Origin of the sequence: Streptomyces tritici, assembly GCF_048500665.1 — a bacterium.
GTDB lineage: Bacteria > Actinomycetota > Actinomycetes > Streptomycetales > Streptomycetaceae > Streptomyces > Streptomyces tritici.
This window is the reverse complement of record NZ_CP183183.1, coordinates 7216676-7230260: the sequence shown is the minus strand read 5'-3', so window position 1 is coordinate 7230260 and position 13585 is coordinate 7216676. Positions and strand designations below refer to the sequence as shown.

Here is a 13585-nt window from a genome sequence, read left to right as displayed (position 1 = left end):
TTCGAGCGAGGGTCGTCTCCGCTACGGGCGCGGGCCTTCCCAGCCCCGGCGTCGCACCCGCGCCGCGCCGCCGGCGGAATGGGAGCGGTAGACGATGTAGGGCCGGAAGAGGTAGCCGACGGGCGCGGTGAAGGCGTGGACGAGCCGGGTGAACGGCCAGACGGCGAACAGCAGCATGCCGATGAGCGTGTGCAGCTGAAACGACAGCGGCGCTGCCGTCATGGCGTCGGTGTCCGGCTGCAGTGTGAAGACGGAGCGGAACCAGGGGGAGACCGTTTCCCGGTAGTTGTGCTCCTCTCCGACGACGCCCGCGCCCAGCAGGGTGGTGGCGAGCCCGGCGGCGATGGCCGCGACGAGGACGACGTACATCGTCTTGTCGTTGCGGGTGGTCGCCATGAATACCGGGCCGGTGGTGCGCCGGCGGTAGATGAGGATCGCCGCTCCGGCGAGCGTGGCGATGCCTGCGATGCTGCCGAGGACGAGTGCCTGCACGTGGTAGGCCGTCTCGGACACGCCGATCGCCGTGGTCCAGCTCTGCGGAATGAGCAGTCCGATCACGTGGCCGATGATCACGACGAGGATGCCGAAGTGGAAGAGCGGGCTGCCGATGCGCAGCAGCCGCGACTCGTACAGTTCGGAGGAGCGGGTGGTCCAGCCGAACTGGTCGTACCGGTAGCGCCACAGGGTGCCGCCGACAAGGACAACGATCGTGACGTACGGCAGGACGCCCCACAGGAGGACATCGAGAGCTCTCAACGCCGGGCACCTCCCGATTGCATCGGTCCGAAGGGCTCCAGGCCGACGGTCTCCTCGGGCGGTCCGGTCCGGGCCAGGCGCTGGGCTGCTGCCCGGTCCTGCGGTGAGGGGCCGGGCAGCAGTGTGCACACGGCTTCGATGACGGCGGTGTAGGGCGAGCCCGCGTCTTGCAGGGCCAGTCTCAGCAGCTCGATCCCGGCGCGGTGCTCCTGGAGGAGGGCTAGTCCGTCGGCCAGGCCGCCGGTCGCGGTGTACTCGAGGACGACCGGCAGGTAGTCGGGGAGCTCGTTGCCGCCGAGTTCGAGTCCGTGGCGGCGGTAGCGGCCCTTCAGGGCGGCCAGGGACTGGCCGCGGCGGCGGGTTTCGCCGTCGGTCCACCAGGTCAGGTAGAGGCAGCAGCGTCGTCGGCGGTCGAAGATGGCGACGTAGTGCTCGGCGAGATCGCGCGGCGGCGTGTCCTCGAGGTGGCGCAGGAAGTACGCAAGCGTGGATTGTGCGGTGCCGGGGGGCAGGTCAGCGATGGCCTCGGCGACCAGAGGAATCCGGTCGAGGACGGCTTCGTCGGGATACTGCAGCAGGACCGCGGCTGCCTGGCAGATCACTGCGGCGTCGCGCTGGGCAGTCACGGCTTCTCCTCCGGCTGCGGGTGCTCGGGTGGGAACAGGCCCTCGGGTCGTCCTTTGCCGTCCCAGTTCAGCAGGTTGATCCGGGCGCCCCGTTGCTCAGGATCAGCGATACCACCGGTGGTCTGCCGCTCCTTGAGAGCGTGGAACGTTTCGACAGACACGGGTACGGGCCGGCCGGAGGCTTCACCGAAGGGACCACTGTCGTACATCCCGGGGCCGCCCTCGAAGTCGAGACTGCAGGCGGTCTCCTCGAGCCGCCGGCCGTCCGCCTCGTACGCGGTGGGGATCACGTAGCGGTCGTGATACTTGGCGACGGCGAGCAGCCGGTAGAGCGAGGTCACTTCCTGCCCGGTCATTCCGGCCGCCGTGGCGATCCGCTCGTCAGGCGGGTCGCCGAGGTTGACGGCCCGCATGTAGGACCGCATGGCCGAGAGGCGTTCCAACACGCGGCGCACGGGTTCGCTGTCGCCTGCGGTGAACAGCTCGGCGAGGTACTCGATCGGGATCCGCAGGGTGTCGATGGCGCCGAAGAGGTTGTCGACGTCCTCGCCGTCGTGGCCCGTCTCGGTCAGCGCGTCGACGACCGGGGACAGCGGCGGCACGTACCAGACCATCGGCATCGTGCGGAACTCCGGGTGGAGGGGTAGCGCCACCCGGTAGTCCTTGGCCAGGGCGTAGACCGGGGAGCGGCAGGCGGCTTCCAGCCAGTCGTCGGGGATGCCGTCCCGGCGCGCCGCCGTGATCACCTGCGGGTCGGACGGGTCGAGCATGAGACCCAGTTGCGCCTCGTACAGGTCCTTCTCGTCAGCGACTGCTGCCGCCTCACCGACTCGGTCGGCGTCGTAGAGGATCAGGCCGATGTAGCGCAGGCGGCCGACGCAGGTCTCGGAGCACACGGTGGGCAGGCCGACCTCGACACGGGGGTAACAGAAGGTGCACTTCTCGGCCTTGCCCGTGCGGTGGTTGAAGTAGACCTTCTTGTACGGGCAGCCGGTCACGCACATCCGCCAACCTCGGCAGCGGTCCTGGTCGACGAGCACGATGCCGTCCTCGGACCGCTTGTACAGCGCCCCGGAGGGGCAGGAGGCGACGCACGAGGGGTTCAGGCAGTGCTCGCAGATCCGCGGCAGGTAGAACATGTACGCCTGCTCGTAGGCGAAGCGCACCTTCTCCTCGGCCTCGCGCCGGATGCGCTCGATGACCGGGTCGCGGTCGGCGATCTGGGCGCCGCCGCCGAGGCTGTCGTCCCAGTTGGCGCTCCACTCCACGCGCATCGGCTCGCCGGAGATCAGGGACTTGGGCTGTGCGACGGGGAAGTCGTCACCCAGCGGCGCGGTGGTGAGGTTCTCGTAGTCGTAGGTCCAGGGCTCGTAATAGTCGCGGATGTTGGGGAGAACCGGGTTGGCGAAGATGGTCAGCAGCTTGCGCAGGCGTCCGCCTGCTTTGAGCCTGAGGCGGCCGGAACGGGTGCGGACCCAGCCGCCCTGCCACCTGTCCTGGTCTTCGTAGCGCCGCGGGTAGCCTTGGCCGGGCCGGGTCTCGACGTTGTTGAACCAGACGTACTCGACGCCGCTGCGGTTGGTCCACGCCTGTTTGCAGGTGACCGAGCAGGTGTGGCAGCCGATGCACTTGTCGAGGTTCATCACCATCGCCAGCTGCGCCATCACCTTCATCAGTACGTCACCTCCTGAGCGCGGCGGCGGATGACGGTCACTTCGTCGCGCTGGTTGCCGGTCGGGCCGAGGTAGTTGAAGGCGAACGACAGCTGGGCGTAGCCGCCGATGAGGTGGGTGGGTTTGATGAGGATGCGGGTGAGGGAGTTGTGGATGCCGCCGCGCCGCCCGCTCGTCTCGGCGATGGGGACGTTGACCACGCGTTCTTGGGCGTGATGGACGTACACGGTGCCGGTCGGCATGCGGTGCGAGACGATCGCGCGCGCCACCATGACGCCGTTGCGGTTGACCGCCTCGACCCAGTCGTTGTCGCGCGCGCCGATCGCTTCGGCGTCGGCGGGGCTCATCCACACGGTGGGGCCGCCGCGGGAGAGGGAGAGCATGAAGAGGTTGTCCTGGTACTCGGAGTGGATCGACCACTTCGAGTGCGGGGTGAGATAGCGGACGACGACCTGTTTCTCGCCGTCCGGGCCGATCTCGGGCTCTCCGAAGAGCCGGTGCATGTCCAGCGGCGGCCGGTAGACCGGGAGTGTCTCGCCGAACTCGTGCATCCAGTCGTGGTCGAGGAGGAAGTGCATACGCCCGGTGAGGGTGTGCCAGGGTTTGAGTTCCTCGACGTTGGTGGTGAATGCGGCGTAGCGCCGGCCGCCGGTCTCGCTGCCCGACCACTCGGGGCTGGTGATGACGGGGACGGGCTGGGCCTGGGTGTCGGCGAAGGTGATCCGCCTCTCTTCGCTGCCTTCGGCGAGGTGGGCGAGCGGTCGCCCGACGCGCTGTTCGGCGGTGCGGAAGCCCTGGACGGCGAGCCGGCCGTTGGTGGTGCCTGACAGGGCGAGGATGGCCTCGGCCATCTTGGCGTCGGTGTCCAGGGCGGGACGGCCCTCGCCCGCGCCGCCGATCATCACGCCGTTGACGCGGGCGAGGTGCTGCACCTCTTCGTCGGGGCGAAGCGTGAGCCCTTTGACACTCACGCCCAGCTGTTCGGTGAGCGGGCCCAGCGCGGTGAGTTTGTCCGCGACCGCCCCGTAGTCCCGCTCCACCACGGTCAGGGCCGGCATCGTCCGGCCGGGGACGGGAGTGACGGCGCCGCCTCGCCAGTCGCGGACGTTGCCCATGGCCTGGGCGGTCTCGCCGGGGGTGTCGTGCTGCAGCGCGGTGGCGACGATGTCACGCCGCACGCCGAGGTGCTCGCGCGCCATCGCGCTGAAACCCCGGGCGATAGCGGTGAACGCGGCGAAGTCGGAGCGGGTCTCCCAGGGCGGGTCGATCGCCGGGGTGAAGGCGTGGACGAAGGGATGCATGTCCGTCGAGGACAGATCGTGCTTCTCGTACCAGGTCGCGGCGGGCAGCACGATGTCCGCGAGCAGCGTGGAGCTGGTCATCCTGAAGTCCAGCGCCAGCAGCAGGTCCAGCTTCCCTTGCGGTGCCTCGTTGCGCCAGGTGATGTCCCGGGGGCGGAGGTGGGCGGGTGTTTCCTGTGCGCGCAGGCTGGAATGCGTCCCCAGCAGGTGCTTGAGGAAGTACTCGTTGCCTTTGCCGGAGGAACCGAACAGGTTGGCCCGCCACAGGGTCAGGCACCGGGGCCAGTTCTCCTCGGCGTCCGGGTCCTCGCATGCCCACCCCAGCTCGCCCGAGGCCAGCTTGCGGGCGACATGCTCCGCGGGAGCCACGCCCGCTGCGGCGGCCTCGTCGGCCAGGTCGAGCGGATTGCGGTCGAACTGCGGGTAGGAGGGCATCCAGCCCAGCCGAGCGGACAGCGCGATGGTGTCCGCGGTGTGCATGCCGGCCAGGTCTCCGCGGGCCAGCGGTGAGGCGAGCGCGTCGGCCCGGTTGCCGTCGTAGCGCCACTGGTCGGTGTGGGTGTACCAGTACGCGGTGCCGATCATCTGCCGGGGCGGACGCTGCCAGTCCGTCGCCATCGCCAGCGTGGACCAGCCGGTGAACGGCCGGCACTTCTCCTGTCCGACGTAGTGGGCCCAGCCACCACCGTTGCGGCCCATCGCGCCGGTCAGCATCAGCAGCGCGAGGATCGCCCGATATGTGGCGTCCCCGTGGAACCACTGGCAGATCCCCGCCCCCATGATGATCATCGTGCGGCCGCCCGACCGCTCGGAACTGCGGGCCATCTCCCGGGCCACGCGGATCGCGGTCGCGGCCGGCACGGAGGTGTGCGCCTCCTGCCAGGCCGGCGTATACGGGTGGGCGGCGTCGCCGTAGCCCGCCGGCCAGTCGCCCGGCAGGCCGTCGCGCCGGACCCCGTACTGCGCGAGCATCAGGTCGAACACCGTCGTCACCAGCCGACCCTCGATACGCCGCGCCGGGACACCACGGCGCAGAACACTGCTGGTCGCCTCGGTCGTGTCGAAGCGTGGCAGCAGCACCTCGACGGGCTCTGCCCTCTCCCCCAGCAGCGTCAACTGCGGGCTGACATCGCCAAGGTCCAGATTCCAGCGCCCCACGCCGGATTCCGTCCACCGCTCGCCCAGCGTGCCGCCGGGCACGACCGGCTCACCCGTACGGCTGTCGACCAGGACGGTCTTCCACTCCGCTCCGTCGGACGTCTCGCCGAGGTCACACGCGCGCAGGAACTTCGCCGGTACGAGGGAACCCTCGCGCTCCTCCAGGGTCACCAGGAACGGCAGGTCGGTGTAGCGCCGCACGTAGTCGACGAAGAACGGCACCCGCCGCTCGACGAAACACTCCTTGAGGATCACGTGGCCCATGGCCATGGCCAGGGCGCCGTCCGTGCCTGGCTGGGCGTGAAGCCACTGGTCGGCGAACTTGGTGTTGTCGGCGTAGTCGGGCGAGACCACGACCACCTTCTGGCCGCGGTAGCGGGCCTCGGCCATCCAGTGCGCGTCCGGGGTCCGCGTGACGGGCACGTTCGAGCCCCACATGATCAAGTAGGCGGCGTTCCACCAGTCGCCGGACTCCGGGACATCGGTCTGGTCCCCGAACACCTGCGGGGAAGCCACCGGCAGGTCGGCGTACCAGTCGTAGAAGGAGGTCATGCAGCCGCCGATCAGCTCGATGAACCTCGCCCCGATCGCGTGCGAGACCATCGACATCGCCGGGATCGGCGAGAAGCCGGCGATGCGGTCCGGGCCCCATCGAACAATCGTGTGCACGTGAGCGGCGGCCACCATCTCGACCGCCTCGTCCCATGAGACCCGCACATGGCCGCCCTTGCCGCGGGCCTGCTGGTAGCGGCGGCGCCGTTCCGAGTCGCCCACGACGTCGGCCCACGCGAGCACCGGGTCACCCAGGCGCGCCTTGGCCTTGCGGTACATCTCGACCAGCACCCCGCGCGCGTAGGGAAAACGAACCCGCGTGGGCGAGTAGGTGTACCAGGAGAACGCCGCACCCCGAGGGCAGCCGCGCGGCTCGTACTCGGGGGAGTCCGGGCCGACCGAGGGGTAGTCGGTCTGCTGACTCTCCCAGGTGATGATCCCGTCCTTGACGTAGACCTTCCACGAGCACGAACCCGTGCAGTTCACCCCGTGCGTCGATCGCACGACCTTGTCGTGACTCCACCGGTCCCGGTAGAAGACATCGCCCTGCCGGCCGCCCTCCAGGAAGACCGCCCGCCGGTCGGAGGAGACCTCGCGCCGGGTGAAGAAGCGGCCGGCACGCAGCAGGGCGTCAGCAGCCGCGCCGTCGTAGGCATCCCCGTCACCGCCGTCGGGGACGCGAGAGGCACTGCTGTCCGCCACGATCGTCACCTCTCGCTTGGATGCGGGGCAGGAGACACCTGACACGACAACTTACCCACACATACCTGGGCATTCGCACCATTTGGGCTGAAAGGGGGCTTCGCATTCGTTTCCCCATCGATCCGCATTCCAGCTGGGCAGCGAGTTCGCGACAAGGGGCTGAACGGTCCACGTCTCACCCGCATGGTCCCTGCCGGTCCGCGAGTGTGCTGGGCAAGCATCACCGTGCGGCAACCGGCGTGGTGCGGACGCCCGGGCGGGTGCCGGCACGGTGTGCATGGAAACGGCGGGACATCCCGTCCTGGGCAAGGAGGAGTTCCCCCTTGAGTCGTGCTTCTTCTCCGCAGACAGACCGGGCGGCGCTCGCCGGGCAGCCGGCGCGGATGCTCGTCCTGGCAACGGCCGGATTCATGCTCTGCTTCTGGGCATGGGCCCTGCTGGCCCCTCTCGGCCCGAGCCTGCGCGACGATCTGGCCCTGACGTCGTTTCAGCAGTCTCTGGTCGTCGCGGTACCGGTGATCGTCGGCTCGCTCGGCCGGATCCCCGTGGGCGCTCTCACCGACCGCGTCGGCGCCCGCCGGATGTTCCCCCTCGTCGCCGCCCTCACCATCCTGCCGGTGCTCTACCTCGGCCATCTGGCCGACTCCCTTCCCGAGGTGCTCGTGGGCGGCTTCTTCCTCGGCCTGGGCGGCACGACGTTCGCCATCGGCGTGCCCTTCGTCAACGCCTGGTACCCGCCCGAACGGCGCGGACTGGCGCTGGGAATCTTCGGCATCGGCACGGGCGGTACCGCTTTGTCGTCCTTCACCACCGTGCAGCTGGGCGACGCCGCCGGGTACGCGTTTCCCTTCGACCTGGTCGCCGGCCTCTTGGCCGCATACGCCGTGGCGGCACACCTGCTGCTGCGCGACAAGCCCGGCCGAGCCGTAGCGGCCGGCTCGCTCCTGGCGCGCACCGCGACAACCCTGCGCCTGCCCGCCACCGTGCAGCTGGCCTTCCTCTACGCCGTGGCCTTCGGCGGATTCGTCGCCTTCAGCGTCTACCTGCCCACCTACCTCACCACCGCCTACGGCCTCGGACGCTCCGACGCCGCACTGCGCACCGCGGGCTTCGTCGTCCTCGCCGTCGCGATGCGACCGGTCGGCGGATGGCTCTCGGACCGGCTGCACCCCGTGCCCGTCCTCGTCGCCTCGTACACCGCCGTGGCTGCTCTTGCCCTCCTCGCCTCCTTCGAGCTGCCACTGATCCCGATCGGCACACTGGCCTTCCTCGGCATGGCGGCCGCCCTGGGCGCGGGATCGGGAGCCGTATTCGCGCTGGTCGCCCGCCTCGTGCCCCCGGAGCGGGTCGGCTCGGTCACCGGCGTCGTCGGCGCCGCCGGAGGACTGGGCGGATTCTTCCCGCCCCTGGTCATGGGCGCCATCTACGGAACCGCCGACGACTACACCTGGGGATACGTGCTGCTGGCGGCCACCGCAGGCGCCACCGCCGCGTTCACCGCCACCGCCGTACGACGTCAGGCACGGAAGGTGCCACGACCGGCATAGCCTCGTGCCCTCCCGGTCTCGCCCGCTCCGGCAGTGATCCGCAACCCTGAACAGCCCGGCCGGCGGCAGGCCACCGCACCGCCGAGCCCGACGCCCTTGCTGGCTGGGCTCGTCCCGGAATGAAGCCGGTGGTGGTTCGGCCGTCGATGGTGACCGTGCCGACGTCGGGGGTGATCAGTGTGGCGGCGGCCGCGAGGAGGCTGGACCTGCCGGAGCCGGAGGGCCCACCACGGCAATCAAGCTGCCCTGGGGGACCTCCAGGCTGACCTGGTCGAGGGCGGTCAGCGGGTGTCGCCGTCGGGGTAAGTGAGGGTGATGTCGGTCAGGGTCAGGCGCTCCCCAGGGCGGTCAGCGGGTCGACGGAGGTGATGCGGCGGATGGACAGGGCGGGACCGAGCGCGCCGAGGAGGGTGATCACGACGGCCGGGATCGGGAGGGTGGCGACTCGGCGGTCACCGCTGCCGCGGTGCGGTCAGCAGGCACCGGTCTGCGTCATCCCCGCGCGGCTCGGCCGCGCGAGCCATTCCGACGCCCGTGGGACCAGAACGGTCAGTCCTGCGTGACCGCTTCGAGGACCGTGACGTGGTGGTCGTCGGCGAGCGAGTCGGCGGGATCGGCGTGCGCAGCGCGGAACGCCTCCGACGAGGTGTAGGCGGTGAATGCGGGCGTCGTCCTCGAAGTCGAGGACGGCCAGATACCCGTGTGCGCCCTTGCGGGGACGCAGCAGCCGTGCGTTACGCAGCCCCCGGCACGTCGGTAAGGGTGGCTCGCATGCTGGCAGTGAAGCGGTGACGGCGATGATCATTCCTGTCTTCTCTCGGTTCTTGGTGTGATGTCGGTGGCTGTCCCGCCCGGCAGAGGCCCGCCACGGCAATGGCGATGATGTGCACCGCGTGTCCGATCGAGTCCCTCTGCGGGCTGCGGTTACAGGGCTGGAGTCGGGCTCGAGGCCACGGCCGTCCGAGGGCGCCTGCCTGTGCGGCGGGCCCAGATTTCGAACGCGACAGTCGTGAACGGGGGTACGGCGGCCAGCAGGGCGAAGATTGTGGATGATGAAGGCGGCACCGTGGAGGGTGCCGAAGATGCGCACGCCGAGTTCGTGGGTTCGGGGAACGTACTTGAGGTACATCCCGACCAGCAGACCTGTCCACGTGCACGCTTCGATGACCGCGATCCAGGTGAACGCGCGCAGCAGACGGCCGGAGCCGGTCCGGCAGCCCGTGCGGCCGGCACGTCGGCGGAAGGCAGTTCGGAGATGGGCCGGTTGCCACGCGAGCCGGGATCGCCCGCAACAGCATCTACCGCTACTTCAACTCCACCGACGACCTGCTCGAACTCGTCGTCACCCGCGAATTCGCCGCTTGGATCGACGCAGTGGAGCAGGCCATCGCGGCCGAGACCACGCCCGCCGCCCAGGCTGCTGCCTACGTCAGGGCCAACCTCCAACAGGCGGCTCGCGGCACCCACGGGTGGCGGGCCGCGCTCTCGCGCGACTCGCTCCCCGTCGGCGCGGGAGCGGGTGAAGAATCTGCACATCTCGCTACATGAGGCGCTCGCCCGGGTCGTGCGCGAACTGGGGCAGCCACAGCCCGAGCTGACCGTGGCGGTGATCCAGGCAGTTGTCGATGCATGCATCCGCAGAATCGACCAGGGTGACGATCTGACGACCGTGTCCGACTTCGCGGCGGGAGCGACGCGACGACTGCTCTCGGACGACGACTTGCCGCATCACCGTGACGCACCCCGCCCGGGCAGCTCGCAGGCCCGTCGAAGCGAAGCCCCGGAAGAACGGGCCTGATCTTGAGCCGCCCCGGACCGTGACGCAGACCGCTGACTGGCACCGACCCCGGCGTAAGTGGCCCGTGATCACTGGCCCTGTGGGTGGAGATGTCGGCGCCGTAGGCCGAGCTGAAGCCTCTGGCCTCGGCGTCCCACTTGTCGGCCGTCGACTGGCTGAAGCGCAGCCTGATTGCTGCGATGGAGGCTAGCGCCTGCGGCGCGCTGGACGTGTACGGGCTGGGCTCAGGAGCCCCCCTTTCCGCTGCTGATTTCGCTAGCAGTGAGCGCAACCGCCCATGCGGAGGTTGCACGGGTCACGATGGCGTTGATATTCGTTGAGAGCAAACTGCTGCTGGCCTCGGCGGAAAGGCCGTCGTATGCGCCTCTTTCTTCGGCCCAGTCAACGTACTCGTGTTGCATGGCCACGAAGGTGGTGGCGGCCCTGGCCCATCCGTGACGCCAGTCGAAAATGTTCCTCAGGCCTGTGATGACCACAACGGCGGCACCCATGATGCCAAGCACCGCAGCGGAGGCTCCGCCGGCCGTGGCAGCGGGAATCGATGCGAGGCCGTGAGCAGGAGGGCCTCGGCGCAGCGGTACTGGCGCCGGTCGATCAGCATCCGGGCGTAGTAGTAGTTAATGCACTCCCGGACGAGCGGCGGCGCGTTCTTTCCGTCCTTCTCCAGCCACTGGGGGACCCAGGCACTGTAGTCTTCCGGCTTCAGCCGAAGCGAGAAATGCGTGGGCCTTTTGCGTCGCACCGGCTCAGGTTGCGATTTGCTCATTCCTCATCATAGGAGGCGAGTTCGCAATCCTTGCTGATTGCACAGAAACCGACAGCGTGTTTCTGCCGACGTCGCACCCGACATCCGGTGCGCACCTCCACCGCTCCCGCGACGAGCCAGCCCCTCCTCTCGAACAGGGACCGCGACCAAGTGCAGGTCATCCGGGCCTGCCGCCGTCGGGACCTGAACTCCGCCCCGGCGACCAACTGCCGATCAACCTGTCCGCCGCCGCCGGCACCGCGCTCGCCGCGGGCAGCCACGGGAGCGGACCGCGCAGCACCTGGTCGAGGCGCGGCGGAACGGCTACTGGCCGAGCGGTTCTACTGTGCTGACCATGTGGTTGGCACAGCTCAGCTCTGTCGATCCGGATCGGAAGCCCTGACCTGCCCCATGGGGCCGTGTACGTTGCCCGAACGACAAGCGCACGGGGCAGACGTGACGGCTCGTGACACATAGAGCGGGCGGCCCCTCCCCCAGGATCGAGCCCGCACGGCGTCTCCGGCGTGCACCGCGTCGACGACGCCCGCGATGGCCTCGCGCGCCCCGGACGACAGCGGCTCCCCGCTCACGCCCTCGCGGCCGCCTCCGGCTCGGCAGGCTCGGCATCGGGGGTGTCCTCACGGTGAAGGAAGGCGCCCAGGAGGTCTCCGACGGGATGGTCAGCCTCGGCGGGGTGGCGCAGGGCGACGCTGTCGTCGATGGTGTAGCGGTTGCGCCGGCCCACTCGGGTCCTGGTCAGGTATCCGGCCGCTTCCAGGTCCGCGACGATGATCTGCACCGCCCTCTCCGTGATGCCGATCCCGGCGGCGATGTCACGCAGGCGCACCTCGGGGTCGCGGGCGATCCACAGCAGCACCCGTGCGTGATTGGTGAGGAACGTCCACTGGTCGCCGCGTGCCGATGAGCTAGCCATGCCCTCCATCATACGAATCCCGCTTCGCATATACACCCACTCACGCGAACCTGCATTAGCGAAAATATTTTCGCGTAACTGTTGACGGGTATCGGTGTCACGGGTGACGCTTGAGGGGATTCCTCCCGTTAAGGAAGGCGGTAAGTACCATGACCCGACTGCTCTCCCACCCCCACCGCGACGGTGCTCCCCGCCTCGCACGGGCGGGTCTGGTCCAGCCGGTGGCGGCGGTACTGACCGACCGCATCGACGATGTGGCGGTGGCCGAGGCGGCCGCCCGGATGGCCCTGGCCCGCCGTGTTCCGCTCCTGCTCATCGCCGTGATGCCCCCGCACGTACGCCGTTCCTCCCTCGGTCCGGCCTCCGCGGCGGTGCGGGCGGTACTGGCCCGGGTCATGCCCAAGGTCGGACCACACGCCACAGGCCACATACCCGAGGTCTTCCACCTGCCTCCGGGCAACGGCCCACGGCTGGCGGCGGCCAAGGAGCTGCTTGCCCTGACGACCCGGCACCGGGCCCCCGACGTGGTGGCCGCCCGCCGCGGCCCGCACGGGCTCGACGCGTTCGCCCTGATCGAGGCCTCGGCCCTGCGCGGCGGCCCGTACGTCCACGCGGTCGCCCCCACCTCCTGGGCGCCCCTGCGCTCGCCCGTGCCGCTCGCAGGTGACCTGCCGACCGGCTCTTGGAGAGGAGACGTTCAGCGATGAATGACCTGTCGTTCGCCGTCCCGCTGTGGGTGTGGGCCGCGGTCACGCTCGGCATCTGCGTGATGCTCGCCGTCGACCTGATCGCCCACCGCGACAACCACGTCATCGGCTTCAAGGAGGCCGCGATCTGGAGCGGTGTCTGGATCGCTATCGGCCTGGGCTTCGGCCTGATCCTGCTGGCGTGGCAGGGCGGGGAGGTGTCCTCCACGTACTATGCCGGCTACCTGATCGAGAAGGCTCTGTCGATCGACAACGTCTTCGTCTTCGCGCTGGTCTTCTCGTTCTTCGCGGTCCCCGACGCCTACCAGCACAAGGTCCTGTTCTGGGGCGTGCTCGGCGCCCTGGCCGCCCGGCTGGTGTTCATCTTCGTCGGCGCCGAGCTGCTGCAGGTGTTCTTCTGGACGGCGTACGTGTTCGGCGCGTTCCTGATCTGGACCGGCTGGAAGATGGCCGTCTCCAAGGACGAGGAGGTCCACCCCGACCGCAACCCCATCGTCCGCCTGGTCAAGAAGCTCATCCCCACCGACCCGAAGTTCCACGGCGACAAGTTCTTCATCCGCATCAGCGGCAAGCGGGTCGCGACGCTGCTGTTCGTGGTCCTGGTCGCCGTGGAAGCCACCGACCTGATCTTTGCGATCGACTCCGTCGCCGCCGTCCTGGCGATCACCACCAACACCTTCCTGGTGTGGACCGCCAACGCCTTCGCCGTCCTCGGACTTCGCAGCCTGTACTTCTGCCTGGCCGGACTGCTGCGCCGCTTCGCCTACCTCCACTACGGCCTGGCGGTCCTGCTGGCCTTCGCCGGCGTCAAGCTCATCCTCTCCGAGACCCCCGTCGGCAAGCTCCCCATCCCCCTCACCCTCGGCGTCATCACCGTCACCATCACCGTCTCCATCGCCTGGTCCCTCATTGCCACCCGCAACCAGTCCAAGAACCGCGACCAGCAGCCGGTCGGGTCCGGTGCAGGCAGCGGCAGCACCGAAGAAGCCGGCGGGCCGACCGCCGCTCCCGCACGCCAGCAGCCCGCTGCCAGCCGCCGCCCGCACACCAAGGACTCACCATGACCACGGCCCAGACACCCCGGCC

12 protein-coding genes and 2 pseudogenes are annotated in these 13585 nt (G+C 69.3%); 5 read left to right on the top strand and 9 right to left on the bottom strand.

What is annotated here, in order from left to right:
* Positions 1-21: 21 nt before the first annotated feature.
* The 4 genes from narI to ACNJ93_RS33540 are packed head-to-tail and all read right to left on the bottom strand — an operon-like array spanning position 22 to position 6693.
* The gene (gene narI / locus ACNJ93_RS33555) at positions 22-756 is read right to left on the bottom strand and encodes a respiratory nitrate reductase subunit gamma (RefSeq protein WP_418961232.1); all 735 of its coding nucleotides are present in this window, start codon (positions 754-756) and stop codon (positions 22-24) included.
* The gene (narJ, locus tag ACNJ93_RS33550; RefSeq protein WP_418961231.1) at positions 753-1382 is read right to left on the bottom strand and encodes a nitrate reductase molybdenum cofactor assembly chaperone; all 630 of its coding nucleotides are present in this window, start codon (positions 1380-1382) and stop codon (positions 753-755) included. The genes narI and narJ overlap by 4 nt, the downstream gene beginning before the upstream one ends.
* Entirely contained in the window at positions 1379-3055 is a 1677-nt protein-coding gene (narH, locus tag ACNJ93_RS33545) for a nitrate reductase subunit beta (protein ID WP_418961230.1), read from the bottom strand. Before narH ends, narJ begins: the two co-directional genes overlap by 4 nt.
* Complete coding sequence (locus ACNJ93_RS33540; protein WP_418961615.1) at positions 3055-6693, bottom strand: nitrate reductase subunit alpha; 3639 nt, start codon at positions 6691-6693, stop codon at positions 3055-3057. The genes narH and ACNJ93_RS33540 overlap by 1 nt, the downstream gene beginning before the upstream one ends.
* Positions 6694-7151: 458 nt before the next feature.
* On the opposite strand from ACNJ93_RS33540, the gene ACNJ93_RS33535 reads away from it, so the two are divergent.
* Positions 7152-8315 carry an MFS transporter gene (locus tag ACNJ93_RS33535; RefSeq protein ID WP_418961614.1) on the top strand — a complete coding sequence of 388 codons (1164 nt, stop codon included), beginning with the start codon at positions 7152-7154 and terminating at the stop codon, positions 8313-8315.
* 97 nt (positions 8316-8412) lie between these two features.
* On the opposite strand, the pseudogene ACNJ93_RS33530 reads toward ACNJ93_RS33535, so the two are convergent.
* From ACNJ93_RS33530 to ACNJ93_RS33520, 3 genes and pseudogenes are all read right to left on the bottom strand, one after another.
* Positions 8413-8647, bottom strand: a pseudogene (locus ACNJ93_RS33530) (ATP-binding cassette domain-containing protein); the annotation flags it as partial.
* Positions 8644-8757, bottom strand: a pseudogene (locus ACNJ93_RS33525) (ABC transporter permease); the annotation flags it as partial. The pseudogenes ACNJ93_RS33530 and ACNJ93_RS33525, both read right to left, overlap by 4 nt.
* A 30-nt stretch (positions 8758-8787) precedes the next feature.
* Positions 8788-9453, bottom strand: a complete 666-nt coding sequence (locus ACNJ93_RS33520; RefSeq protein ID WP_418961613.1) for a hypothetical protein — start codon at positions 9451-9453, stop codon at positions 8788-8790.
* A 143-nt stretch (positions 9454-9596) separates the two neighbouring features.
* Here ACNJ93_RS33520 and ACNJ93_RS33515 point away from each other — a divergent pair, with 143 nt between their 5' ends.
* Together ACNJ93_RS33515 and ACNJ93_RS33510 are read left to right on the top strand one after the other, a co-directional pair.
* Positions 9597-9863: a hypothetical protein gene (locus ACNJ93_RS33515; RefSeq protein ID WP_418961612.1), complete on the top strand. Its 267-nt coding sequence runs from the start codon at positions 9597-9599 to the stop codon at positions 9861-9863.
* Positions 9835-10113 carry a hypothetical protein gene (locus ACNJ93_RS33510; protein ID WP_418961229.1) on the top strand — a complete coding sequence of 93 codons (279 nt, stop codon included), beginning with the start codon at positions 9835-9837 and terminating at the stop codon, positions 10111-10113. Before ACNJ93_RS33515 ends, ACNJ93_RS33510 begins: the two co-directional genes overlap by 29 nt.
* Before the next feature lie 224 nt (positions 10114-10337).
* On the opposite strand, the gene ACNJ93_RS33505 is transcribed toward ACNJ93_RS33510, so the two are convergent.
* On the bottom strand, positions 10338-10616 hold the full coding sequence (locus ACNJ93_RS33505) for a hypothetical protein (RefSeq protein WP_418961228.1): 279 nt from the start codon (positions 10614-10616) through the stop codon (positions 10338-10340).
* An 828-nt stretch (positions 10617-11444) separates the two neighbouring features.
* A complete protein-coding gene (locus tag ACNJ93_RS33500) occupies positions 11445-11792 on the bottom strand; it encodes a helix-turn-helix transcriptional regulator (protein ID WP_418961227.1) in 348 nt (115 codons plus the stop codon).
* Positions 11793-11941: 149 nt separating this feature from the next.
* Here ACNJ93_RS33500 and ACNJ93_RS33495 point away from each other — a divergent pair, with 149 nt between their 5' ends.
* Both ACNJ93_RS33495 and ACNJ93_RS33490 read left to right on the top strand, forming a co-directional pair.
* Positions 11942-12499 (top strand): universal stress protein, encoded by a 558-nt coding sequence (locus ACNJ93_RS33495; RefSeq protein ID WP_418961226.1) that lies wholly within the window; start codon positions 11942-11944, stop codon positions 12497-12499.
* On the top strand, positions 12496-13563 hold the full coding sequence (locus ACNJ93_RS33490) for a TerC family protein (protein ID WP_418961225.1): 1068 nt from the start codon (positions 12496-12498) through the stop codon (positions 13561-13563). The genes ACNJ93_RS33495 and ACNJ93_RS33490 overlap by 4 nt, the downstream gene beginning before the upstream one ends.
* Positions 13564-13585: the final 22 nt, after the last annotated feature.

Excerpts from the sequence above, each read along its gene's own strand:
- narH (WP_418961230.1), bottom strand. The coding sequence starts at position 3,055 with ATGAAGGTGATGGCGCAGCTGGCGATGGTGATGAACCTCGACAAGTGC.
- ACNJ93_RS33535 (WP_418961614.1), top strand. The coding sequence starts at position 7,152 with ATGCTCGTCCTGGCAACGGCCGGATTCATGCTCTGCTTCTGGGCATGG.
- ACNJ93_RS33500 (WP_418961227.1), bottom strand. The coding sequence starts at position 11,792 with ATGGCTAGCTCATCGGCACGCGGCGACCAGTGGACGTTCCTCACCAAT.
- ACNJ93_RS33495 (WP_418961226.1), top strand. The coding sequence starts at position 11,942 with ATGACCCGACTGCTCTCCCACCCCCACCGCGACGGTGCTCCCCGCCTC.
- ACNJ93_RS33490 (WP_418961225.1), top strand. The coding sequence starts at position 12,496 with ATGAATGACCTGTCGTTCGCCGTCCCGCTGTGGGTGTGGGCCGCGGTC.